This window comes from Sphaerisporangium album (assembly GCF_003323745.1).
GTDB lineage: Bacteria > Actinomycetota > Actinomycetes > Streptosporangiales > Streptosporangiaceae > Sphaerisporangium > Sphaerisporangium album.
The window spans coordinates 174,524-196,506 of sequence record NZ_QOIL01000001.1; the positions used below are offsets into that span (position 1 = coordinate 174,524).

Annotated in this window: 26 protein-coding genes; 11 read left to right on the forward strand and 15 right to left on the reverse strand. The window is 72.5% G+C overall.

What is annotated here, in order from left to right:
- Positions 1–4: 4 nt before the first annotated feature.
- The 3 genes from DQ384_RS00725 to DQ384_RS00735 are packed head-to-tail and all read right to left on the reverse strand — an operon-like array spanning position 5 to position 2,129.
- Positions 5–1,096 (reverse strand): pyridoxal-phosphate dependent enzyme, encoded by a 1,092-nt coding sequence (locus DQ384_RS00725; protein ID WP_114026675.1) that lies wholly within the window; start codon positions 1,094–1,096, stop codon positions 5–7.
- A 29-nt stretch (positions 1,097–1,125) separates the two neighbouring features.
- Positions 1,126–1,335, reverse strand: a complete 210-nt coding sequence (locus tag DQ384_RS00730) for a hypothetical protein (protein WP_114026676.1) — start codon at positions 1,333–1,335, stop codon at positions 1,126–1,128.
- A complete protein-coding gene (locus DQ384_RS00735; protein WP_220182711.1) occupies positions 1,332–2,129 on the reverse strand; it encodes a COG4280 domain-containing protein in 798 nt (265 codons plus the stop codon). Before DQ384_RS00735 ends, DQ384_RS00730 begins: the two co-directional genes overlap by 4 nt.
- Before the next feature lie 90 nt (positions 2,130–2,219).
- Here DQ384_RS00735 and DQ384_RS00740 point away from each other — a divergent pair, with 90 nt between their 5' ends.
- Positions 2,220–2,780: a Chromate resistance protein ChrB gene (locus tag DQ384_RS00740; RefSeq protein ID WP_114026678.1), complete on the forward strand. Its 561-nt coding sequence runs from the start codon at positions 2,220–2,222 to the stop codon at positions 2,778–2,780.
- Positions 2,781–2,838: 58 nt separating this feature from the next.
- On the opposite strand, the gene DQ384_RS00745 is transcribed toward DQ384_RS00740, so the two are convergent.
- A complete protein-coding gene (locus DQ384_RS00745) occupies positions 2,839–4,245 on the reverse strand; it encodes an amidase (protein ID WP_114026679.1) in 1,407 nt (468 codons plus the stop codon).
- Between the two features lie 105 nt (positions 4,246–4,350).
- A complete protein-coding gene (gene ybaK / locus DQ384_RS00750) occupies positions 4,351–4,851 on the reverse strand; it encodes a Cys-tRNA(Pro) deacylase (protein WP_114026680.1) in 501 nt (166 codons plus the stop codon).
- A gap of 101 nt (positions 4,852–4,952) precedes the next feature.
- Between ybaK and hisD the strand changes: the two genes are divergently transcribed.
- From hisD to hisF, 8 genes are all read left to right on the forward strand, one after another.
- Complete coding sequence (gene hisD / locus DQ384_RS00755) at positions 4,953–6,257, forward strand: histidinol dehydrogenase (RefSeq protein WP_114026681.1); 1,305 nt, start codon at positions 4,953–4,955, stop codon at positions 6,255–6,257.
- A complete protein-coding gene (locus DQ384_RS00760; RefSeq protein ID WP_114026682.1) occupies positions 6,254–7,474 on the forward strand; it encodes a histidinol-phosphate transaminase in 1,221 nt (406 codons plus the stop codon). Before hisD ends, DQ384_RS00760 begins: the two co-directional genes overlap by 4 nt.
- The gene (hisB, locus tag DQ384_RS00765) at positions 7,471–8,091 is read left to right on the forward strand and encodes an imidazoleglycerol-phosphate dehydratase HisB (protein WP_114026683.1); all 621 of its coding nucleotides are present in this window, start codon (positions 7,471–7,473) and stop codon (positions 8,089–8,091) included. Before DQ384_RS00760 ends, hisB begins: the two co-directional genes overlap by 4 nt.
- On the forward strand, positions 8,088–8,243 hold the full coding sequence (locus tag DQ384_RS40855) for a hypothetical protein (RefSeq protein ID WP_181870988.1): 156 nt from the start codon (positions 8,088–8,090) through the stop codon (positions 8,241–8,243). The genes hisB and DQ384_RS40855 overlap by 4 nt, the downstream gene beginning before the upstream one ends.
- Positions 8,234–8,866, forward strand: a complete 633-nt coding sequence (gene hisH / locus DQ384_RS00770; protein ID WP_114026684.1) for an imidazole glycerol phosphate synthase subunit HisH — start codon at positions 8,234–8,236, stop codon at positions 8,864–8,866. Before DQ384_RS40855 ends, hisH begins: the two co-directional genes overlap by 10 nt.
- 73 nt (positions 8,867–8,939) lie before the next feature.
- A complete protein-coding gene (locus DQ384_RS00775; protein ID WP_114026685.1) occupies positions 8,940–9,278 on the forward strand; it encodes a hypothetical protein in 339 nt (112 codons plus the stop codon).
- 3 nt (positions 9,279–9,281) lie between these two features.
- Entirely contained in the window at positions 9,282–10,004 is a 723-nt protein-coding gene (gene priA / locus DQ384_RS00780) for a bifunctional 1-(5-phosphoribosyl)-5-((5-phosphoribosylamino)methylideneamino)imidazole-4-carboxamide isomerase/phosphoribosylanthranilate isomerase PriA (protein WP_114026686.1), read from the forward strand.
- A 37-nt stretch (positions 10,005–10,041) separates the two neighbouring features.
- Complete coding sequence (gene hisF, locus DQ384_RS00785; RefSeq protein ID WP_114026687.1) at positions 10,042–10,812, forward strand: imidazole glycerol phosphate synthase subunit HisF; 771 nt, start codon at positions 10,042–10,044, stop codon at positions 10,810–10,812.
- Positions 10,813–10,898: 86 nt separating this feature from the next.
- On the opposite strand, the gene DQ384_RS40860 is transcribed toward hisF, so the two are convergent.
- Together DQ384_RS40860 and DQ384_RS00790 are read right to left on the reverse strand one after the other, a co-directional pair.
- Complete coding sequence (locus tag DQ384_RS40860) at positions 10,899–11,060, reverse strand: hypothetical protein (RefSeq protein ID WP_181870955.1); 162 nt, start codon at positions 11,058–11,060, stop codon at positions 10,899–10,901.
- 229 nt (positions 11,061–11,289) lie between these two features.
- Entirely contained in the window at positions 11,290–11,925 is a 636-nt protein-coding gene (locus tag DQ384_RS00790; RefSeq protein ID WP_220182712.1) for a TIGR03085 family metal-binding protein, read from the reverse strand.
- Between the two features lie 197 nt (positions 11,926–12,122).
- On the opposite strand from DQ384_RS00790, the gene DQ384_RS00795 reads away from it, so the two are divergent.
- Positions 12,123–13,913 carry an ABC transporter ATP-binding protein gene (locus DQ384_RS00795; protein ID WP_114027020.1) on the forward strand — a complete coding sequence of 597 codons (1,791 nt, stop codon included), beginning with the start codon at positions 12,123–12,125 and terminating at the stop codon, positions 13,911–13,913.
- Positions 13,910–15,682: an ABC transporter ATP-binding protein gene (locus DQ384_RS00800; protein WP_114026689.1), complete on the forward strand. Its 1,773-nt coding sequence runs from the start codon at positions 13,910–13,912 to the stop codon at positions 15,680–15,682. Before DQ384_RS00795 ends, DQ384_RS00800 begins: the two co-directional genes overlap by 4 nt.
- Here DQ384_RS00800 and DQ384_RS00805 read toward each other — a convergent pair.
- The 8 genes from DQ384_RS00805 to DQ384_RS00840 all read right to left on the reverse strand — a co-directional run bounded on the left by DQ384_RS00805 (position 15,646) and on the right by DQ384_RS00840 (position 21,971).
- Positions 15,646–16,212, reverse strand: coding sequence for a GNAT family N-acetyltransferase (locus tag DQ384_RS00805; RefSeq protein ID WP_114026690.1), 567 nt, complete (start codon positions 16,210–16,212; stop codon positions 15,646–15,648). The two genes, DQ384_RS00800 and DQ384_RS00805, sit on opposite strands and share 37 nt — an antisense overlap.
- A gap of 11 nt (positions 16,213–16,223) precedes the next feature.
- Positions 16,224–17,237, reverse strand: coding sequence for an ABC transporter substrate-binding protein (locus DQ384_RS00810; RefSeq protein ID WP_114026691.1), 1,014 nt, complete (start codon positions 17,235–17,237; stop codon positions 16,224–16,226).
- 24 nt (positions 17,238–17,261) lie between these two features.
- Entirely contained in the window at positions 17,262–18,026 is a 765-nt protein-coding gene (locus tag DQ384_RS00815; protein ID WP_114026692.1) for an amino acid ABC transporter ATP-binding protein, read from the reverse strand.
- Complete coding sequence (locus tag DQ384_RS00820) at positions 18,023–19,081, reverse strand: amino acid ABC transporter permease (protein ID WP_245966160.1); 1,059 nt, start codon at positions 19,079–19,081, stop codon at positions 18,023–18,025. The genes DQ384_RS00815 and DQ384_RS00820 overlap by 4 nt, the downstream gene beginning before the upstream one ends.
- A 304-nt stretch (positions 19,082–19,385) precedes the next feature.
- On the reverse strand, positions 19,386–19,694 hold the full coding sequence (locus tag DQ384_RS00825; protein ID WP_114026694.1) for a hypothetical protein: 309 nt from the start codon (positions 19,692–19,694) through the stop codon (positions 19,386–19,388).
- Between the two features lie 14 nt (positions 19,695–19,708).
- Positions 19,709–20,050: a hypothetical protein gene (locus DQ384_RS00830; RefSeq protein WP_114026695.1), complete on the reverse strand. Its 342-nt coding sequence runs from the start codon at positions 20,048–20,050 to the stop codon at positions 19,709–19,711.
- Positions 20,051–20,209: 159 nt separating this feature from the next.
- Positions 20,210–21,058 (reverse strand): helix-turn-helix domain-containing protein, encoded by an 849-nt coding sequence (locus tag DQ384_RS00835; RefSeq protein ID WP_114026696.1) that lies wholly within the window; start codon positions 21,056–21,058, stop codon positions 20,210–20,212.
- 106 nt (positions 21,059–21,164) lie between these two features.
- Positions 21,165–21,971: an ABC transporter permease gene (locus tag DQ384_RS00840; protein WP_114026697.1), complete on the reverse strand. Its 807-nt coding sequence runs from the start codon at positions 21,969–21,971 to the stop codon at positions 21,165–21,167.
- Positions 21,972–21,983 lie beyond the last annotated feature (12 nt).

The following is a 21,983-nucleotide window of genomic DNA, read 5'->3' on the forward strand; positions in this document are numbered from 1 at the left end:
CCCCTCAGAGGGACGCCTTGAGACCCGAGCCGCAGAGCGGCGCCACGACCGGCCCCTCGGCGACCAGAGGGGAGCCTTCGGCGCGGAGCCGCCGCACGGCCGCGTAGGACACCGCGCCGGTGGGCTCAACCCACAGGCCCCGGGCGGCGAGCGCGGCGTGCGCCTCGGCGATCTCTTCCTCGCCGACGGTCACGAACGCGCCGCCGGTGTCCGCGACGGCCTCCAGGATGCGCGAACCCCTGGCCGGGTCGGCGATGGCGATGCCCTCGGCGATGGTGCCGCCCGGCCGCACCGCCTCCGGCTCCTTGGCGCCCGCAGCCCAGGCGGCGGCCAGCGGCGCGCACCGCTCCGCTTGGACGGCGACGATGCGCGGCACGCGGTCGATCACGCCGGCGGCGCGCAGCCCGGCGAAGCCGCGGTGCGCGCCGAGCACGAGGGTGCCGTTGCCCGCGGGCAGCACGAGCGTCTCGGGCACGACGCCGCCGAGCTGCTCGAAGATCTCCAGCGAGTAGGTCTTGGTGCCCTCGTGGAAGTAGGGGTTGTACACATGGCTGGCGTAGAACGCGCCGGTCTCCTCCACGCGGGCGATGGCGGCGGCGGCCGTGTCCTCGCGCGAGCCCTCGACCACGACGACCTCGGCGCCGTGTCCCCTGATCTGGCGCAGCTTCTTCTCGCTGGTCCCGGCGGGGACGAAGATCTCCGCGGGGACGCCCGCGCGCGCCGCGTAGGCGGCCACGGCGGTCCCGGCGTTGCCGCTGCTGTCGGCCACCAGCCGGGTCGCGCCGAGCGCCCGGGCGAGCGCCACGAGCACGACGGCGCCCCGGTCCTTGAAGGAGCCGGTGGGGGAGGCGTACTCCACCTTGAGGTACAGCGCCCCGTCCTCCTCGACCAGCGGGGTGCCGCCCTCGCCGAGGGAGACCTCCCGCCAGGGCACGTCGCCGCCGTCCAGGTAGCGCCACAGGGACGGCACCTCGGCGGGCGCCGGCCACCGGACCGGGGTGAGCGGCAGGTCCAGCAGCCCGCCGCAGTCGCACCGCCAGCGGCCGGCCGTCGGAAGGTGCGACCGTCCGCAGCGGCATTCGTAGGGAGTCAGCATGAGACCTCGCTAGAACAATGGTCACTACTTCACCTGCGCACGTCCACGATCATGCTCACGGTGAAGAACACGAACAGCGCGACGGCGCTCACGATCACCAGGGCCGTGCCGGACAGGACGCCCGCCGTCATCGCCGGCACGGTGAGCGCCAGCGCGGCGACGACCGCCGCGGCGATCTTCCAGTCGTCCCCGATGATGAAGTCGTACCAGAACATTGCGAAGCCCTTGAGGAACTTCATCGGGCCATCTCCTCTCCGAGCGCCCGGACCGGGGTGGGGCGCTTCAGCCTGGGCAACACGATGACGAGGACGCGGGAGAGCAGGAGCCAGCCGGCCAGCAGGACCAGGATCGCCAGGTCGCCGCCGGGCCACTCCAGGCTCTCGTGGCCGATGCCGAACACGCCCAGGCCCTCGACGGCCCAGTAGGTGCCGAACGAGGCCAGGAGCAGGCCCACGCCGTACTTGAGGGTGTTCTCCGGGATCATCGACAGCGGGCGGTGCAGCGCCGCGCCGAGCAGGAGCACGATGGCTCCGGCCGCGACCGCCCCCCACACCGCGGCGGGCACGTCGCCGGCGCTGAGGCCGAAGGTGATGACGATGAAGACCACCTCGACGCCCTCCAGGAAGACGCCCTTGAACGAGACGACGAAGGCGAAGGAGTCGATGCCGAAGCGCCGGCGGGAGTGCGCGGCCTTGGCGGCGGCGGTCTGGCCTGCGTACTCCTCGGTCTCGTCGTGCATCGCCTTGAGGCCGCTGGAGCGGAGGGTGGCCTTGCGCAGCCACTGCAGGCCGAAGATCAGCAGCAGGGTGCCGACGGTGAGCTGGAGCGCGGCCTGCGGGAGCCAGGTGCTCAGCGCGTAGCCGGCCGCCATGGTGAAGGCGGCCAGGGCCACCAGCGCGGCGGCGGTGCCCGCGAGGGCGGATCGCCAGCTACGGGTGAATCCCATGGCCAGCACGATGGTCAGTGCCTCGACGAACTCGACGAACGAGGCGAGGAAGGTGGAGCCGACCAGACCCAGGGTCGTCCCTTGCACCGGATGACCTCCCTTGCGCATGTAGCAATTGTTTCATTGAAACGATAGTTATTTTGTTCTCGGGATGTCAACGGCTGATAATCTGGGCCGGTGGCGAAGGAACCCGAGATCGGGCGGCGCTGGCTCCTGCTGATCTACCGTGTGCCGTCCCAGTCCTCGAAGGCGCGCGTCGCCGTCTGGCGTGATCTCAAGCGGCTCGGCGCGCTCTACCTCCAGCAGGCCGTCTGCGTGCTGCCCGACCGTGACGATCTGCGGGCGGCCCTGGAGCGGGTGTGCGAGCGCATCGCCGAGTTGGAAGGTTCCAGCCACTTCTTCGTCCTCGACAACGTGGACGACCGCGAGCAGGAGCGGATCGTCGACGGCTTCCGCGCCAACTCCGCCAAGGAGTACGAGGAGATCGTCGAGGAGTGCGAGACGAAGTTCTTCAAGGAGATCGAGTTCGAGCGCTTCCGCGAGAACTACACGTTCGAGGAGGCCGAGGAGATCCGGCAGGATCTCGAGAAGCTGCGCCGCTGGCTGCGCAAGGTCGAGGGCCGCGACTGGATCGGCGTGCCCAGCCGCGACAAGGCCCGGGAGCGGGTCGCCGAGTGCGAGCGGCTCCTGGAGGAGTTCGAGGCCGACGTCGCGGAGCGCGTCGGCGAGGCGGGCTGAGGCCCGGCTCCGGCCGTGGGCTGAGGCCCGGCCGGGAAGCCGGGCCTGGCCCCCGGCGTCAGAGAGGCGGGCGGACGCCGCCGTGGCCGGTGGCCCGCTCGAAGGCGTGGGCGACGCGCAGCACCGTGAGGTCCGCCCACGGCCGTCCGATGATCTGCACGCCCACCGGCAGCCCCTCCGGGGTGAACCCGCAGGGCACCGACGCCGCGGGGGCGTGCAGGACGCTGATCCAGTACGCCGAGCGCATCCACGCCAGGTAGTCCGGCATCCGCGTGCCCGCCACCTCGGTGACGTACGGCTGGTCGACGGGGAACGGCGGCACCTGGCTCACGGGGGCGACCAGCACGTCATAGCCGTCGAAGAACGCGTTCACGCGCTGGAACAGGGCGCTGCGCAGCTGTTCGGCGCGGGCGAGGCCGGCGGCCGTGACCGCGCGGCCCTGCTCGACGTTCCAGGCGACGTTGGGGCCGACCATGTCGGCGGGCAGGCCGCCGAAGGCGTTCAGGTAGTGCCAGGCGCGCAGGGTGCGGAAGGCCTCCTCGGCGGAGGACAGGTCCAGGTCGACCTGCTCGACCTTGGCGCCGAGCCCGGCCAGCACCTCGGGGGCGCGCGCCGTGACGGCCGCCGTCCGCGGGTCCACGGGGAGGCCGCCGAGGTCGGGGCTGAAGGCGACCCGCAGCCCGGACACGTCGGGGTCCAGGGGGGCGGCGAACGCCGAGCCGTCCTCGCGGATGGCGAACGGCGAGGTGGGCGCGAAGCCGGAGATGACGCTCATGAGCAGCGCGGCGTCGCCCACCGTGCGCGCCATGGGTCCCGCGACGCCGAGCGTGAACCACGCCGAGGTGGGGGAGGCGTCCGGCACCCGGCCGGGGGTGGGGCGCAGGCCGACCACGTTGCAGAAGGACGCGGGGTTGCGCAGCGACCCGCCCATGTCCGAGCCGTCGGCCAGCGGCACCAGGCCCGAGGCCAGGGCGGCGGCGGCCCCTCCGCTGCTGCCTCCCGCGCTGCGGGACAGGTCGTAGGGGTTGCGCGTCGCGCCGAACACCTCGTTGACGGTGTGCGAGCCGGTGCCGAACTCGGGCGTGTTGGTCTTGCCGACCATCACCGCGCCCGCCGCCCGCGCGCGCCGCACCACCAGGGCGTCCGCGGCGGGCACGTGGTCGGCGAACAGCCGCGAGCCGTACGTCGTGCGGACGCCGGCGGTGTCGGTCAGGTCCTTGTAGGCGATGGGCAGGCCGTGCAGCGGGCCGTGCCAGTGGCCGCGGGCGGCGTCCTCGTCCAGCTGGCGGGCCTGGGCGAGCGCCAGGTCGGCGGTCAGCGTGACGATCGCGTTGACCTCGCGGCCCACCTCGTCGATCCGCCGTAGGTGCGCCTCGGCCAGCTCGGTGGCGCTGATCTGCCTGGATCGCAGCAGCTCGCGCATTTCGAGCGCGGAGAGGTAGAACAACTCGGTCGATTCGCCCATCTTGGCCCCTCAGCTCGTCCTCGCCTCATTCTGATCGCCCTGCCCACGCCAGTCTGTCGGCGGGGCGGCCGCGCGGGCGATGGCAAGACCTGATCAACCGGTGGTTCAGGACGGCTTGGCGATGGGGGCGGTCGCCGCCCGGGTGAGGCGGACCAGCTCGGCGGGCGCGGTCTCGATCTGCAGGCCACGGCGGCCGGCCGAGAAGTAGATCGTCTCGAACTCCAGCGCCGAGGAGTCGACCACGGTGGGCAGGGCCTTGCGCTGCCCGAGCGGGCTGATGCCGCCCACGACGTAGCCGGTGACCCGCTCGACCTTGGCGGCGTCGGCCATCGCCGCGCGCTTGCCGCCCAGGGCGGCGGCGAACGCCTTCAGGTCCAGCTTGCCCGAGACCGGGACGACGGCGACGGCGAGCCCGGACTCGACCTCGGCCACGAGGGTCTTGAAGATGCGGTCGTAGGACACGCCGAGCGCGTCGGCGGCCTCCTCGCCGTACGCCTGGGCGTTCGGGTCGTGGTCGTAGGGGTGGAGGCTGAAGGCGGCGCCCGCCTGGGTCAGGGCGACGGTCGCGGGAGTGCCCTGGCCTCCCTTGCTCTTCGTCTTGCTCACGGCCCTCAGCTTAACGCGAAGTTAAAATCTACAATGTAAAGGCGCCGTCCGAATGGCGGACCAAGACCGGATCGGGGCGTCGCCCTCCGTAGACTGGACCGGTGATATCCCGTATCGACCTGCGCGGGTCCCTTCCGGAGAACCTGCGCGACGTGCTGCCCCGCGCCGAGCTCGACGTCGAGGCCGCCCTGGAGAAGGTGCGGCCCCTGTGCGAGGACGTGCGCCATAGGGGCCTCGCGGCCGTGCGGGAGCTGACGGCCCGCTTCGACGGCGTCGAGCTGGAGTCCACCCGCGTGCCGGCCGAGGCGATCGCCGGGGCGGCCGCCGGGCTCGGCCCCGCCGTGCGCGCCGCCCTGGAGGAGTCGATCCGCCGCGCCCGGCTGGTCCACCGCGACCAGCGCCGCACGGACGTGACCACGCAGGTCGTGCCGGGCGGGACGGTCACCGAGCGCTGGGTACCCGTCGACAGGGTGGGCCTGTACGTGCCCGGGGGGCGCGCGGTGTACCCCTCCAGCGTCGTCATGAACGTCGTGCCCGCCCAGGAGGCCGGGGTGCCGTCCCTGGCGGTGACGTCCCCGCCGCAGGCCGAGTTCGGCGGCCTGCCCCACCCGACCATCCTCGCGGCGTGCGCGCTGCTCGGCGTCGACGAGGTCTACGCCGTGGGCGGCGCCCAGGCCGTGGCGATGTTCGCCTACGGCACCGAGGAATGCGCGCCGGTCAACATGGTCACCGGTCCCGGCAACATCTGGGTCGCCGCCGCCAAGCGCCTGCTCAAGGGCCGCATCGGCATCGACTCCGAGGCCGGCCCGACCGAGATCGCCGTCCTGGCCGACGACACCGCCGACCCGGCCCACGTCGCGGCCGACCTGATCAGCCAGGCCGAGCACGACGTGATCGCCGCCGCGGTGCTCGTGACCACCAGCGAGAAGCTCGCCGAGGCCGTCGAGAAGGAACTGCCCGGCCAGGTCGCCGCCACGCGCCACTCCGAGCGCATCGCCGAGGCCCTGGCGGGCCGCCAGTCGGGCATCGTGCTCGTCTCCGGCCTGGAGGACGGGCTGAGGGTCGTCGACGCCTACGCCGCCGAGCACCTGGAGATCCAGACCGCCGGCGCGCGCGAGGTCGCCGCCCGGGTGCGCAATGCGGGCGCGGTCTTCGTCGGCCCCTACTCCCCGGTGTCGCTCGGCGACTACCTCGCCGGGTCCAACCACGTGCTGCCGACCGGCGGCTGCGCCTGCCACTCCTCGGGGCTGTCGGTGCAGACGTTCCTGCGCGGCGTCCACGTCGTGGACTACACCCGCGAGGCGCTGGCCGAGGCCGCCGCGCACGTGTACGCGCTGTCGGAGGCCGAGGACCTCCCCGCCCACGGCGCCGCCGTCCGGGCCAGGTTCGGCGGGGGCACGCGATGACCGCGGAAAGGGCGTCGGACGGAGCGGCCCGAAGGGTCACGCTGGCCGACCTGCCGATCCGCGACGACCTGCGCGGGCGCTCGGCGTACGGCGCGCCGCAGATCGACGTGCCGGTGCGGCTGAACACCAACGAGAACCCCTACCCGCCGTCGCCCGGCCTGGTCGCCGACCTCGCCGAGGCCGTGCGGCGCGACGCCGCCGAGCTCAACCGCTACCCCGACCGCGACGCCGTCGCGCTGCGCGAGGACCTCGCGGCCTACCTCGGCCACGGGCTGGGCGTCGAGCGGGTGTGGGCCGCCAACGGGTCCAACGAGGTGCTCCAGCAGATCCTGCAGGCGTTCGGCGGGCCGGGCCGCTCCGCCATGGGGTTCGAGCCGTCCTACTCCATGCACCCGATCATCACGACCGGCGCCGCCACCCGGTGGATCTCCGGCGCGCGGGAGGACGACTTCGGCATCGACCCCGGCAAGGCCGTGGCCGCCGTCGAGGAGCACCGTCCCGACATCGTGTTCCTGACCAGCCCGAACAACCCCACCGGCACGGCGCTGCCGCTGGAGGTCATCCGGCGGGTGGCCGAGGCCGCGCCCGGCATGGTCATCGTGGACGAGGCGTACTTCGAGTTCGCCCGCACCGGCACGCCGAGCGCGCTCGGCCTGCTGCCGGGCAACCCCCGGCTGATCGTCACCCGCACGATGTCCAAGGCGTTCGCCATGGCCGGCACCCGGCTCGGCTACCTCGCCGCCGACCCTGCCGTGATCGAGGCGCTGCTGCTGGTGCGCCTGCCCTACCACCTGTCCACGCTGACGCAGGCGGCGGCGCGGGTCGCGCTCGCGCACCGCGGCGAGCTGCTCGGCACGGTCGACCGGCTGCGCGCCGAGCGCGACGCGTGCGTGCGGTGGCTGCGCGGGCAGGGCCTGTCGGTGGCCGACTCCGACGCCAACTTCGTGCTGTTCGGGCGTTTCCCCGACCGGCGGGCGGTGTGGCAGGGGCTGCTGGAGCGGGGCGTGCTGATCCGCGAGGTCGGGCCGCCGCAGTGGCTGCGCGTCTCGGTCGGCACCTCCGGCGAGATGGCGGCGTTCCGCGAGGCGATGGCGGCCGTGCTGGCGGAGCTCCCGGCGTCCGCGGCCTCCTCCGGGCCCGGTTCGCCCGCCGGCTCTTCCCGATCAACCCCCGCGGCCGGAACGTCCGGACGTGACGACCTGGAGGCGATCCTGTGACCAGTCCCGCCGTACGCGAGCCGAGGCCGCGCACCGGCCGCGTGGAGCGTACGACCAAGGAGACCTCGGTGCTGGTGGAGGTCGACCTCGACGGCACCGGCCGGGTCGAGGTGGCCACCGGCGTCGGCTTCTTCGACCACATGCTCGCCCAGCTCGGCAAGCACGGCCTGTTCGACCTGACCGTCAAGACCGACGGCGACTTGCACATCGACTCCCACCACACCATCGAGGACACCGCGCTCGCGCTGGGCGCCGCCTTCCGCGAGGCGCTTGGCGACAAGTCCGGCATCCGGCGGTTCGGCAGCGCGTCCTGCCCGCTGGACGAGGCGCTGGCCGAGGTCACCGTCGACCTGTCCGGCCGTCCCTACCTCGTGCACTCCGAGCCCGAGGGCATGGCCCCGATGATCGGCCCTGAGTACGACACCACCCTCACCCGGCACATCCTGGAGTCGTTCGTCGCCCAGGCCGCGGTGTGCCTGCACGTCCGCGTGCCGTACGGGCGCAACGCCCACCACATCGTCGAGGCGCAGTTCAAGGCGCTGGCCCGCGCGCTGCGCGAGGCCACCGAGCGCGACCCCCGCGCGACGGGGGTGCCCAGCACCAAGGGCGTGTTGTGACCTCCAACTGGACCGCCATCGCCATGATCTTCGTCGGTCTCTTCCTGATCGGCGGGGCGTACTCCTTCGCCCGGCAGGGCATCAAGGTGGGCGCCGTCCTGGTCGGCGCCGGCGCCGTTCTGGCTCTCGTCGCGGGGGTGTTGTGGTGGTGAACGTCGTCGTCCTGGACTACGGCTCGGGCAACCTGCGCTCGGCCGAGCGCGCGCTGGCCCGCGCCGGAGCGGACGTGACCGTGACGGCCGACGCCGACGCCGCGCTCGCGGCCGACGGGCTGGTCGTGCCGGGCGTCGGCGCGTTCTCCGCCTGCATGGACGGCCTCAAGGCGGTGCGCGGCGACCAGATCATCGGCCGCCGCCTGGCCGGGGGGCGTCCCGTGCTGGGCATCTGCGTCGGCATGCAGATCCTTTTCGCCGAGGGCGTCGAGCACGGCGAGCGCGCCGAGGGCTGCGGCGAGTGGCCCGGCGTCGTCGAGCGGCTGGACGCGCCCGTCCTGCCCCATATGGGCTGGAACACCGTGCAGGCGCCCGAGGGCTCGGTGCTGTTCGCCGGGCTGGACCCCGCGACGCGCTTCTACTTCGTGCACTCCTACGGCGTGCGCAAGTGGGAGCTGGAGGCCGGCCCCGGGTTCGCCCCGCCGCTGGTCACCTGGGCCGAGCACGGCGTGCCGTTCGTCGCGGCCGTCGAGAACGGCCCGCTGTCGGCCACGCAGTTCCACCCGGAGAAGTCCGGGGACGCCGGGGCCGCGCTGCTGAAGAACTGGCTGGGCACGCTGTGAGCCCGCTCGGCACGGCCTTACCGGGCGGGTACGGCCCGCGCGCCGTGGCCCGTACCCTCGGTTAGGGGGCCGCGTGAGCAAGGAGCGTGCCCGCCGCCGCGCCGAGCGGGAGGCCGAGCAGGCCCGGCAGGCCGCAGCCCGCGCCGAGCGCGAGGCCAGGCTCGCCCGGCGGCGTGAGCGCTGGAACCGCCTGACGGGGGTCGTCCCCCGTCCGATCCGGGTGGCCCGCCAGGGCGGCCTGATCGCCCGGCGCCACCGCGCGCAGAACGCCGTCGTGGCCGTGCTGTTCGTGCTCGTGCAGGCCCTGGCCTGGATCCTGCTCGACGGGTGGGCCGCCCGGGTGGGCGTCCTGGTGTTGTCCCTTCTGCTCGTCCCTGTGCTCGTCACCGTCGTATTCGACCGGAGGTCGTGAACAATGTCGCTGGTTCTGCTGCCCGCCGTGGACGTCGCCGACGGCCAGGCCGTCCGCCTGGTCCAGGGAGAGGCGGGTACGGAGACCTCCTATGGCGATCCGCTCGCCGCCGCGCTCGCCTGGCAGAGCGCGGGCGCCGAGTGGATCCATCTGGTCGACCTCGACGCCGCCTTCGGCCGGGGCTCCAACCGCGAGCTGCTGGCCTCGGTCGTGGGCGCGCTGGACGTGCGGGTGGAGCTGTCGGGCGGCATCCGCGACGACGCCTCGCTTGAGGCCGCGCTCGCCACGGGGTGCCGCCGGGTCAACATCGGGACCGCCGCCCTGGAGAACCCCGCCTGGTGTTCCAAGGTGATCGCCGAGCACGGCGACCGCGTGGCCGTCGGCCTGGACGTGCGCGGCACCACGCTCGCCGCCCGGGGCTGGACGCAGGAGGGCGGCGACCTGTGGGAGGTGCTGGACCGGCTGGAGTCCGACGGCTGCCCCCGCTACGTGGTCACCGACGTGACCAAGGACGGCACGCTGCGCGGGCCGAACCTGGACCTGCTGCGCGAGGTGTGCGCCCGCACCGACAAGCCGGTGATCGCCAGCGGCGGCGTCTCGTCCCTGGACGACCTGCGCGCGCTGTCCACGCTGGTCCCCGACGGGGTCGAGGGCGCCATCGTCGGCAAGGCGCTGTACGCGCAGGCGTTCACGCTGGAAGAGGCCCTCGCGGCGGTGCGGTCGTGACCCCCCGCCTGAACGGCCCGGGGGAGGGGCCGTCGTCGTGAGCGTCGCCGTGCGCGTGATCCCCTGCCTGGACGTGGACGCGGGGCGGGTGGTCAAGGGCGTCAACTTCGAGAACCTGCGGGACGCGGGCGACCCCGTCGAGCTGGCCCGGCGCTACGACGCCGAGGGCGCCGACGAGCTCACGTTCCTGGACATCACCGCCTCCTCGGGCGACCGGCAGACCATGTTCGACGTGGTCCGCCGCACAGCCGAGCAGGTCTTCATCCCGCTGACCGTCGGCGGGGGGGTGCGCTCGGTGGACGACGTCGACCGCCTGCTGCGCGCGGGCGCGGACAAGGTGTCGCTGAACACCGCCGCCATCGCCCGGCCCGAGCTGCTCACCGAGGCGTCGCGCCGGTTCGGCGCGCAGTGCGTCGTGCTGTCGGTCGACGCGCGGCGCGTGGTGGACGGCCCGCCGACGCCCTCGGGGTTCGAGGTGACGACGCACGGCGGGCGCCGCGGCACGGGCATCGACGCGGTCGAGTGGGCACGCCGCGGCCAGGACCTGGGCGTCGGCGAGATCCTGTTGAACTCCATGGACGGCGACGGCACCAAGGACGGCTACGACCTGGAGATGATCCGGGCCGTGCGCGCGGCCGTCACCGTCCCGGTCATCGCGAGCGGGGGCGCGGGGGCGCTGGAGGACTTCCCGCCGGCGGTGGAGGCGGGCGCGGACGCGGTGCTGGCCGCCAGCGTCTTCCACTTCGGCCAGCTCACGATCGGCGACGTCAAGGGGACGCTGCGCGAGGCGGGGCACCCCGTCCGCTAGGGATCCGGGTGGCCGGGAAGAAGTCCGCTCCCGGCCTTGATCCCCGCCCGGCCCGGCAGGCATTGAGCGGGGGCAGCCGAGCAGAGTCAGCCGAGCAGGCGCGTGAAGAACAGCGCGAGCTGGGAGGCGCCGGAGCTGACGCCGTTGAAGATGCCCTTCACGGCGGTCGCGGCCTCGGCGGGCCGGGAGTACATGTAGAAGACCACGAAGGCAACGGCAAGGTACAAGAGCACCTTTTTGGTCTTCATCGGTTGCCTCCCGCGGGTCCGGTGACGAGGTCCTACCCGGGGGCCGAAAGGCCTGATCTCCGCAATCGGTCATGGAACGACCCCACAGTGATCATAACTGCGGCATGTCCGCTGTGGCCTAAAACCGGTTATTCGCGGGTGCCTATTGCCGCGCCTCAGGCGTGGCGGTGCCTATGGCCGCGCTCCGCTCGGCGGTTCGGGGCGCCTTGGAGTCGGAGCCCCGAACGGGTCAGGCGCCGAGTTGGGCGGCGTTCAGGCGGGCGATGGACATGGGGTCGCCCTCGCAGGTGACGCGGGCGTGGGCCTGGCGGCCGAAGGCGTACATCAGCAGTTCGGCCGGGTCGCCGGTGACGACCACGTGGGGCTCGGCCATCTTGGCCCCGGCCCGGCGGCCGTCGGTGTGGCGCAGCACCACACCGACCGGTGCGCGGCGGAACATGAACCGGCCGCCGCTCGCGAGCCGCTTCCACACGGTCTCGGACAGATCGTCCGGCAGCTCGCGCGGCTCCCAGCCCGGCTGGGCCCGTCGCACGTCCTCGTGGTGGACCAGGAACTCCAGCGTGTTGACCGTGTTGTCCAGCCCGGGGATGAAGCCGTACGGCGTCCACTTGGGCGGGCCCTGGCGCACGGCGTCCACCACCTCCCGATAGCTCCTGCCGGACTTGATGCGGTCCTGAACGGACGCGGTGTACCCGGCCAGGGCGGGGATGGCGATGCCGCCCGCCGCGTCGAGCCGCCGCTCGCGGAGCACGAGGTGGGCGGCGAGGTCGGCGGTGGTCCAGCCCTCGCACAGGGTGGGCGCGTCGGGACCCAGGTCGTCGAGGAGGTCACAGAGGGCGGCGCGCTCGGCGCGTGCGTGCGTCACCCTGGTCACCCTACTCATCGGCGTGTGCGGCCGGTCGGGCGCGGGAGGGGGGAATAAACAGGTTGCCGCGGATGATAGGGATTTAGTCAGGCATCTCCCAACGCCTCCCCGTGAAAGCCCCCCGTCTTCCCCAAGGCGGGCCCCCGTTCGAGAGGACCCCCGGCGTGCCGAGCGAGCGCGACTCCACCCCGACCGTCATGCGCCAGGGCTTCCGTGTCCTCGGCCACGCCATCAGGACGGAGCCGCGCGTGTTCGCGGGCGCTGTGCTCGCCAGCTGCGTCTACGGGATCATGACGGTCGGCTCGTCGTGGGCGCTCGGCCTGGCCACGGAGAACGCCGTGCTCCCCGCCTTCCGCGACGGCAAGGCGAGCACCGGGGCGCTGCTCACCGCCGCCCTGCTGATCGTCGGCGTGGCCGTCCTGAAGGCGGCGGGCGTGATCGGGCGCAGGCTGCTCGCGGGCATCATGCAGTACCGCATGCAGGCTTATTCGCGGCGCGCCGTCACCCGCCAGTACCTGCGGCTTCCCCTCGCCTGGCACCATCGCCACCCCACCGGCCAGCTGCTGTCGAACGCCAGCTCCGACGTCGAGGCCGCGTGGGCCCCGCTCGCGCCGCTGCCCATGGCCGTCGGCGTGGTGGTCATGCTGGTCACCGCCGCGGTCGCGATCCTGCTGGTGGACCCGCTGCTCGCCGTGGTCGGCTTCCTGATCTTCCCGGCCATCGCCGTGCTGAACTTCGTGTACCAGCGCCGGCTGTCGCCGCTGATGATGCGCTCACAGCAGCTTCGCGCCGAGGTCAGCGAGATCGCGCACGAGAGCTTCGACGGCGCGCTGGTCGTCAAGACGCTGGGCAGGGAGGACACCGAGGCCGCCCGCTTCCAGGCCAGGGCCGACCGGCTCAGGGACGCCAACATCGCCGTGGGACGGGTGCGCGGCCTGTTCGACCCCCTGCTGGAGGCGCTGCCCACGCTGGGCGTGCTGGCCGTGCTGCTGTTCGGGTCGGTCCGGCTCCAGGCGGGCGGGGTGTCCCCGGGCGAGCTGATCCAGGTGTCCTACCTGTTCACGCTGCTGGCCTTCCCGGTCCGCGCGCTCGGCTGGGTGCTGGCAGAGCTGCCCCGCAGCGTCTCGGGCTGGACGCGGGTGCGCGCCGTGCTGGACGCCACCGGCTCGATGGAGTACGGCCGCGAGCGTCTGCCCGAGACCGGCCCGGCCCGGGTGGAGGTGCGCGACCTGACCTACGGCTACACCCCCGGCGCGCCGGTGCTGTCCGGGATCGGCTTCGACGTGCGGCCCGGCCGCACGGTCGCGATCGTCGGGCCCACAGGGTCGGGCAAGTCCACGCTCACCCAGCTCCTGGTCCGGCTGGTCGACCCCGACGAGGGCGCGGTCCGCATCGACGGCGTCGACCTGCGCGACCTCGCGGCGGGGCGGCTGAGCTCCGCCGTCTCGCTGGTGCCGCAGCAGACGTTCCTGTTCGACGACACCGTCCGCGGCAACCTGACGCTCGGCGAGGACGGCGTGCACGCCGTGCCGGACGAGAAGATCTGGGCGGCGCTGCGCCTGGCCCAGGCCGAGGGGTTCGTCAGCGCGCTGCCCAAGGGCATCGACACGCGGGTCGGCGAGCGCGGCGCGACCCTGTCGGGCGGCCAGCGGCAGCGGCTCGCGCTGGCCAGGGCACTGGTGCGCGACCCGCGGCTGCTGATCCTGGACGACGCCACCTCCAGCGTGGACGCGCAGGTCGAGGGCAGGATCCTGTTCGGCCTGCGTGAGGGCTCGCCGGAGTCGACGGTGATCGTGGTCGCCTACCGGATGGCGACGATCGCGCTGGCGGACGAGGTGGTCTACCTCGAACACGGCCGGGTCGCCGACCGCGGCACCCACCACGAGCTCCTCGGCCGCTGCCAGGGATACCGCAACCTGGTGACGGCCTACGAACGCGAGGAAGCCGAGCGCACGGCGCTGGACGCCGGTGAGGAGATCGTCGCATGACGCTGTCGGTGAACGAGCGCTCGGCGCTGTCGACGTTCCGGCGCGGGTTCGCGCTGTCGCCGGAGTTCAAGGTCGGGCTGCCGGTGACGCTGACGCTGGCCGTGTTCGCCACGCTCGGCAAGATCATCGTGCCCATCGCGATTCAGCAGGTCATCGACCGCGGTCTGAGGGGCGCGACGCCTGACCTGCCGTTCATCAGGAACGCCGTCGCGCTGTGCGCCGTCGCCGTGGTGCTGACCGCGGTGTGCGGCTACCTGATGAACGTCCGGCTCTACCGGTCGACCGAGTCCGGCCTTGCCTCGCTCAGGGGCAAGGGCTTTCGGCACGTCCACGACCTGTCGGTGCTCACGCAGAACACGGAGCGGCGCGGTGCGCTGGTGTCCCGGGTCACCAGCGACGTCGACCAGATCAGCACGTTCATGCAGTGGGGCGGCCTCATGGTCATCGTCTCGCTGGGTCAGCTGCTCATCGCCAGCGTGCTGATGGCCGTCTACTCCTGGCAGCTGGCCCTGCTCGTCTGGGCCTGCTTCGTGCCGCTGCTGATCGTGCTGCCGCGGTTCCAGCGCTGGGTGGCCCGCGCCTACACCGGCGTCCGCGAACGCACCGGGGACATGCTGGCCGCGGTCAGCGAGACGGTGGTCGGCAGCGCGGTGATCCGCGCGTACGGCTCGGAGGAGCGCACCGCCCGGCGGATCGACGCGGCGGTCGACGCCCACCGGAAGGCCCAGACCCGGGCGCAGAAGATCGTCGCGACCACGTTCCCGATCACCGAGCTGGCGGGCGCGGTCGCCATCGCCGGCGTGGTCGTGCTCGGCGTCCACCTCGGCGTCGGCGGCACGATCTCGGCGGGCAAGCTCATCGCCTTCCTGTTCCTGATCACGCTGTTCATCAGCCCGCTGCAGACCGCCACCGAAGTGCTCAACGACGCGCAGAACGCCATCGCCGGCTGGCGCCGCGTCCTCGGCGTCCTCGACACGCCGGCGGACGTGGCCGACCCGGGCGAGGCGGGCGTCGTCCTGCCGCGCGGCGCGATCACCGTCACCTTCCAGAACGTCGGCTTCGCCTACCCCGGCGGCCCGCCCGTGCTGCACGACGTGAGCGTCGAGATCACGCCCCGCACGCGCGTCGCTGTGGTCGGCGAGACCGGGTCGGGCAAGACCACGTTCGCCAAGCTGCTCACCCGCCTCATGGACCCGACCGGCGGGCGCGTCCTGGTCGACGGCGTGGACCTGCGCAAGGTGCGCTTCTCGTCGCTGCGCGAGCGCATCGTCATGGTGCCGCAGGACGGGTTCCTGTTCGATGGCTCGCTGGCCGACAACATCCGCTACGGACGTCCCTCGGCCACGGACGCCGAGATCACGCTCGCCCTTACCGAGCTGGGCCTCACCGACTGGCTGGAGGGCCTGCCCGCGGGCCTGGGGACGCCGGTGGGCCAGCGCGGCGAGTCGCTGTCGGCGGGGGAGCGCCAGCTCGTCGCCCTGGCGCGGGCCTACCTCGCCGACCCCGACCTGCTGCTGCTCGACGAGGCGACCTCCGCCGTCGACCCGGCCACCGAGGTCCGGATCGCCCGCGCGCTGGACGGGGTCACGCGCGGCCGCACGGCCGTGTCGATCGCCCACCGCCTGTCCACCGCCGAGGCGGCCGACGAGGTGCTGGTGTTCGAGCACGGCCGCGTCGTGCAGCACGGCTCGCACGAGGAGCTGCTGCGCCACGACGGCGTGTACGCCGACCTCTACGCGTCCTGGACCTCCGGCGCCCGCACGTCCTGACCCCGTCCCCCTCGGGCCGGGAGGTCCTTCTCGAAGACGAGGTGGTGCAGCGTCTCGACGGGGACGGACAGGTCGTGCAGCGGCCGGTACCCGGCGCGCAGGTACAGCCCGGCGGCCTCCGGCTGGCGGGGTCCGGTGGTGAGGTACACGCGCCGGTAGCCCTGGCGGGCCGCCTCCTCCTCAAGGGCCCGCACGACCAGCCGTCCGAGTCCCCGCCTGCGCTGGCCGGAGTCGGTCCAGATCCGCTTGAGCTCGGCCGTGACGGCGTCGAGGCGGCGGAACGCGCCCCCGGCCACCGTCCGGCCGCGCTCCACCAGGATCAGGAACGCGCCTCCCGGCGGGGCGAACTCGGCGTCCGGGTAGCGGCCGAGCTCGTCGTTCGGCCCGTACCGGGTGCGGTACTCCAGGTCGAGCCCGGCCAGCAGCGGCGCGGCGGCGGGGTCGCTCACCCTGACCTGGCGGATCTCGATCGTTTCCGGATACGCGGACGGCACGGTCGGCCGGGTGGGCGCGGTCGGTTCGGCGGTCATGCGATGGACGCTCATTTCTTCTGGCGCGGCAGGCCCGGAGGGTTGACCTGCGAGGACGGGATGGCCTCGTTCGACAGCCCCCAGCGCTTGAGCACCTCGGCGTACTTCCCGTTGCGGATGACGGTGTTCAGCGCGTCGGAGACCGGCTGCGCGAGCCCGTTGCCCTTCTGGGTCATGGCGGCGATGAGACCCTGGAGCGACTCACCGGCGCCGGACAACGTCCCGACGATCCTGGTGTCCCCGCTCACGGCCGCATGGTACGCCGAGGTGGGGTTCGGGCCGAAGTAGGCGTCGATGCGGCCGGATTTCAGGGCCAGGTAGTAGTCGGCGGGCCGCTGGTAGTACTGCACCTCGATCGGGGCGAGGCCGGCCTTCTTGTTGCGCTCGTCCCAGTCCAGCAGGATCTTCTCCTGGTTGGTGCCCGCGCCGACCGCGACCTTCAGCCCCGCGATGTCCGGCGGCTGCGCGATCTTCGTGATCTTCCCGTCCGCGGCGACCTCCCAGGCGAGCTGGTCGACGCGGTAGGTCGCGAAGTCGTAGATGTCCTTGCGCTCCTCGGTGACGGTGATGTTGGAGAACCCGACGTCGTCCTTGCCCGACTTCACCGACAGGAAGAGGTTCTCCCACGAGGTGCGGTCCAGCCGCAGCTTCAGGCCGAGCACGTCGGCGACGAGCTGGGCGACGTCGGCCTCCACGCCGATCACGGTGCTGTCGTCGTCGGCGAGGAAGGACAGCGGCGGGATGCCGTCCCCGGTGATCCCCACGACCAGCTCGCCGCGGGTCCGGACGGCCTCGGGCACCTTCGCGGCGATGTCCGCCGCCTTCTCGGCGCGCACGCGGTTCTGCTCGGGGCTGGTGTCGATCGTGAGGGTGGTAGCGGCCGCCGCCGGGGCCGCGGCCTCGGCGCGGGTGCCGTCGCCGGTGGCCGCTCCGGATCCGCAGGCGGTCAGCAGGAGCAGCGGGAGCAGGCCGAGGGCGGCGGGCCGCAGGGCGCGAGGGAGCGGGCGCAGAGCCAGGGAGGGCATTTCACTGGTCCTTTTCGGGGGTTGTCAGAGCACTTTGCTGAGGAATGCGCGGGTGCGCTCGTGCCGGGGGGCGTCCAGCACCTGGCCGGGCGTCCCCTGCTCGACGACGCGGCCCGCGTCCATGAAGACCACGGTGTCGGCGACCTCGCGGGCGAACCCGACTTCGTGGGTGACGACGATCATCGTGGTGCCGCTGCGCGCCAGGTCCTTCATGACGTCCAGCACCTCGCCGACCAGCTCGGGGTCCAGCGCGGAGGTCGGCTCGTCGAACAGCACGACCTTGGGCTCCAGGGCGAGCGCGCGCGCGATGGCGACGCGCTGCTGCTGGCCCCCGGACAGGCGCCGGGGGTATTCGTCGATCTTGTCGGCGAGTCCCACGCGGTCGAGCAGCCGCGCGGCCAGCTCCTCCACATCGGCCCGCGGACGGCGCTGCGCCGACAGCGGCGCCTCGGTGACGTTCTGGCGGACGGTGAGGTGCGGGAAGAGGTTGAAGTTCTGGAACACGAACCCGATCCGGGCGCGCCTGCGCAGGATCTCCCGCTCGGGCAGCTCGTGCAGGCGGTTCCCGGCGCGGCGGTACCCGACCAGCTCGCCGTCGATGAGGACGGAGCCGCGGTCCACCTTCTCCAGGTGGTTGACGCTGCGCAGCAGGGTGGACTTGCCCGACCCCGAGGGGCCGATGATCACGGTGACCTCGCCGGGGCCGACCCGGAGGTTCACGTCGTTCAGGACCTCCAGCGCGCCGAACCGCTTGTGCACGCCGCGCAGCTCCACCATCGGCCGGGTCATCGCGTCCCGCCGATCCCCGGCGTACCCGACGCGGCGCGCGCGGCGAGGATCCGGCGCAGGCGCGCGAGCGGGGTATCGGGCAGCCGCCTGCTGGCCCCCTTGGCGTAGTGGCGCTCCAGGTAGTACTGCCCGATCGACAGCACCGTGGTCAGGATGAGATACCAGATCGCCGCGACCAGCAGCAGCGCGATCACCCGCCCGCTGCGGTTGTAGATGACCTGCGCCTGGTAGAACAGCTCGGGCAGCGCCATGATGTAGACGACCGAGGTGCCCTTGACCAGGCCGATGATCTCGTTGCCCGCCGTCGGGACGATCGCCCGCATGGCCTGCGGCAGCACGATCCTGAAGGTCTGGCGGGTCCGGGGTATCCCGAGCGCGGCGGCGGCCTCCAGCTGGCCAGGGTCCACCGACAGGAACCCGGCCCGCACGATCTCTGCGGCGTAGGCGCCCTGGTGCAGGGCGAGGCCGATCGCGGCGGCGGTGACCGGCCCGATCAGGTCCATCGTGCCGATCGAGAAGAACGACGGGCCGAACGGCACGCCGAACGAGATCTGCTTGTACAGCAGGGCGAGGTTGTACCAGAACAGCAGCTGCAGGATCAGCGGCACCGAGCGGAACAGCCAGGTGTAGCCCCAGGCGACCGAGCTGAGCAGCGGGTTGCGCGACAGCCGCATGAGGGCGACCACCGTGCCGATCACGAAGCCGAGCACGATGCCGAGCGCCGTCAACTGCAGCGTGAACGCCACCGCCCGCAGGATCGAGGGCGCGAACAGGTACTCGCCCACGACCGGCCACTCCCACGCGGGGTTGGTGATCAGGGCGCTGGCGGCCATCGCCAGCAGGACGAGCACGGCGACCGCCGACACCAGGCGCCAGGGGTGACGCGCGGTGACGACCTTGAGCGCTTCGCCGTCCGTCCCGGCCGGCGCCGCCGCGGTCGGGACGGTGGCGGACGGCGGTTCCGGCGGAGGCGCGGGCGGAGCGGGTCGCGTCGCCGGCGACATGGTCTCGGGGCGTGCCGCCGCGGGTGGCACGGTTTCGGGGGGTATGGCCATGATCTGGTTCGGCTCCGGTGTCAGAGTGCGGTAGTCGGCGGCGGGCCGTGGGCGGGCATGAGGGCCTCGCGACGGGAGGGCGGGAGGAGCCCCGGGCGCGGAGACGGCGGCACGCCGTCGTGTGTCACCTCAGCGGTGACAGGAGGAGGACCACACGCGGCACAGATCGATGTGCCCGCGAATCACCAGTCGGAGCTCGGCCTGCATGTGTCCACTCCAACACAGACCACGATTCCCGTCAAGACCTACTTGTTTAGTAGGTTTTATTCGGGCGAAAACGGGCGCCGCGCCGACGTCCGTCCCTTCAGGACCGCCGTGAGGGGGTGAGCACCCCGCAGATGCGCGTGACGGCGGTGGTCAGCTCCTCGACCGGGGCGATGCGCTCGGCCCACGGCCACCAGAACCACCAGGCGCCCTCGCCCTGGGCGGCGAACACGACCTCCGACAGCGTCGGGACGACCGTGCTGACCACGATGAGCTGCGGGATGCCTCCGCTGGTCTCGCCGACCCGCGCGTGCAGGCCGCGGGCTTGGAGCGAATCACCGAGCGCCTGCAGGTGCGCGACGGCCGTGACGGCCGTCGCGGCGCTCGCGACCTGTCCGATGCTCGACATGGAGCCTCCCTCTGTCACTCGGGATGGGCGTAGAGCCGGGGCACGTACTTCTCGCGCAGCGTCGCGTAGTGGTCCGCCAGCCGGACGGCCGCCGTGGCGGGGGAGACCGCGAAGGTCCGCAGGGCGCCGCCCCTGCGGCTCGGATGCGGGCTCGTCCACCAGATGATGCGGCCGTCGACCCGGGCGAGCAGCCCCTGCCACAGAGAGACGGCGGCCTGGCCGTCCTCCAGGTAGTAGATGTAGGCGGGGATCCCGCGGCGGGCGAGCGTCGCCTGGAGCTCCTCGGCGATCCGCCGGACCTCCGCCGAGGGACGCCTGCAGACCAGCGCGGCCGCTTCGACATGGAGGGCGGGCACGAGGTGACTCCTCACCGGCGCGGCGGCCCGCGCCTGGCTCGTCCTTGGGGGGCTGCGATGCGGGCCGGGGCCCGCGCCGCGACTGAGGTCGTCCGGAGTTCGGAACAGAGTTCGATGCGAGGCTAGGCTGCGGGCGCTCCGGAGATCAACGATGTTGCTTCATGTTCCTCCTAATTCGCCGGCTGCCGCGTTGATGAGGTCGCGGGCCGCCTGACCATAGACGGCGGCGTCGGCGAGGGTGGCGAAGGCCCTTTCGTACAACGCCACATCGGTGGGGGTCTTGATGCGGTACTGGCCCGGGATGGTATCGACGCGCACCTGATTATCGTCATATATCCAGAAATTTTCGGGCGGCATCAACGACGGGCGCCCGCGCGCAGGAATCACGCCGAAGCTGAGTTGCGGCATGTTGATCGTCAGGTCCACCAGGCGCGCGAGCTGCGCGGCCATCTCCTCGGGGCCGCACACCGGCGTGCGCAGCGCCTGCTCCCCGACGATGAACATGAACCGCTTGCCGCCCGCGCCGAGCACCTCCTGGTGCCGCAGGCGGACGCCGACCGCCGCCTCGAGGTCGTCGGGAATGCCGCGGAACTCGATGACGGTGCGCAGGTGGGCGCGGGCGTACCCGGCGGTCTGCAGCAGGCCCGGCACCGCGGAGTGCTGGAACACCCGGAACTGCTGGGTCTCGCGGTAGAGCGGCTGGAAGGACTCCTGGACGTGCCGCAGTCCGGTGGCCTCGAGCCGGCGCCACTCGGTGTACATGGAGTCGATGTTGCGCACGGCCGCGATCAGGTCGACGACGTACTCCTCGGCGTCGCAGACCCGGCACCACACCCGGATGTCGTTCTCGTTGGGCATCTGCGCCGCGTGCTCGATCTTCGACACCTTGGAGTAGTGCCAGCCCGCCTGGGACGCCAGCGTCCGCCCGGTCAGGCTGGCTTCGTTGCGTATTTCCCGGAGCCGTGCGGCGAGTATTCCCTTCGCCTCCGTTATGCGCGATGAGGGCATATGGGGCACCTCTTGGGATGCGTGTGTTGGCTGACAACCCAGACCGTAGCGTGAGGTTTTCCGCTTATCCCCATATGTTGCGCGATGTTGCTTGGAGCGGCTGGGGTCAGTGCGTGCTCGCGGTGCCCGAGAGGCGCTGCGCCAGATAGATCGGGACCACGGACAGCACGATCAGCGCCGCCGCCACGACGTTGACCACCGGCGCCTGGTTGGGCCGGAACAGGTTCTCGAAGATCCAGATCGGCAGCGTCCTCACCCCCGCCCCGGCCGTGAACGTGGTCACGATGATCTCGTCGAACGACAGCGCGAACGCCAGCAGCCCGCCCGCCAGCAGCGCCGAGCGCATCATCGGGAACGTCACCAGGCGGAAGGTCGTGAAGGTGTCCGCCCCGAGGTCGGCGGAGGCCTCCTCGGCGCCGGCGCCCATGCGCCGCAGCCGCGCCAGCACGTTGTTGTGCACGGTCACCACGCAGAACGTCGCATGGCCGACGATCACCGTGAACAGTCCGAGGCCGACGCCGAACGGCTCAAGGATCGTGCGGAACGCGTTGTTGAGCGCGATGCCGGTGACGATGCCCGGCAGCGCGATCGGCAGCACGATGAGCAGCGAGACCGTGTCGCGCCCGAAGAACCGGTAGCGCTGCACCGCGAACGCCGCCATCGTGCCGAGCACCAGCGCGATCGCGGTCGCGCCGAGGCCCGCCTGCACCGACGTCCACAGCGCGTCGCGCACGCCCGCCGAGTTCCAGGCGGCGCCCCACCAGCGGGTGGTGAACCCGGCGGGCGGCCAGGCGAAGGTGCGGTCGGAGTTGAAGCTGTTCAGCAGCACGACGCCGAGCGGCACGTAGATCACGCCGAGGCCGAGCACCAGGGCGAGGCGCAGCGCCAGCCGCGCCGGGCGGGACAGGTTCACGAGGGCCTCCCA

What these genes read in the sequence shown, in the direction of transcription:
- DQ384_RS00800 (WP_114026689.1), top strand. Translation starts at nt 13,910, where the DNA reads ATGACGCTGTCGGTGAACGAGCGCTCGGCGCTGTCGACGTTCCGGCGC.
- DQ384_RS00825 (WP_114026694.1), bottom strand. Translation starts at nt 19,694, where the DNA reads ATGTCGAGCATCGGACAGGTCGCGAGCGCCGCGACGGCCGTCACGGCC.
- DQ384_RS00730 (WP_114026676.1), bottom strand. Translation starts at nt 1,335, where the DNA reads ATGAAGTTCCTCAAGGGCTTCGCAATGTTCTGGTACGACTTCATCATC.
- DQ384_RS00795 (WP_114027020.1), top strand. Translation starts at nt 12,123, where the DNA reads ATGCGCCAGGGCTTCCGTGTCCTCGGCCACGCCATCAGGACGGAGCCG.
- DQ384_RS00820 (WP_245966160.1), bottom strand. Translation starts at nt 19,081, where the DNA reads ATGGCCATACCCCCCGAAACCGTGCCACCCGCGGCGGCACGCCCCGAG.
- DQ384_RS00760 (WP_114026682.1), top strand. Translation starts at nt 6,254, where the DNA reads ATGACCGCGGAAAGGGCGTCGGACGGAGCGGCCCGAAGGGTCACGCTG.
- priA (WP_114026686.1), top strand. Translation starts at nt 9,282, where the DNA reads ATGTCGCTGGTTCTGCTGCCCGCCGTGGACGTCGCCGACGGCCAGGCC.
- DQ384_RS00835 (WP_114026696.1), bottom strand. Translation starts at nt 21,058, where the DNA reads ATGCCCTCATCGCGCATAACGGAGGCGAAGGGAATACTCGCCGCACGG.
- DQ384_RS00745 (WP_114026679.1), bottom strand. Translation starts at nt 4,245, where the DNA reads ATGGGCGAATCGACCGAGTTGTTCTACCTCTCCGCGCTCGAAATGCGC.
- DQ384_RS40860 (WP_181870955.1), bottom strand. Translation starts at nt 11,060, where the DNA reads ATGAAGACCAAAAAGGTGCTCTTGTACCTTGCCGTTGCCTTCGTGGTC.
- DQ384_RS00810 (WP_114026691.1), bottom strand. Translation starts at nt 17,237, where the DNA reads ATGCCCTCCCTGGCTCTGCGCCCGCTCCCTCGCGCCCTGCGGCCCGCC.
- DQ384_RS00805 (WP_114026690.1), bottom strand. Translation starts at nt 16,212, where the DNA reads ATGACCGCCGAACCGACCGCGCCCACCCGGCCGACCGTGCCGTCCGCG.
- DQ384_RS00725 (WP_114026675.1), bottom strand. Translation starts at nt 1,096, where the DNA reads ATGCTGACTCCCTACGAATGCCGCTGCGGACGGTCGCACCTTCCGACG.
- DQ384_RS00815 (WP_114026692.1), bottom strand. Translation starts at nt 18,026, where the DNA reads ATGACCCGGCCGATGGTGGAGCTGCGCGGCGTGCACAAGCGGTTCGGC.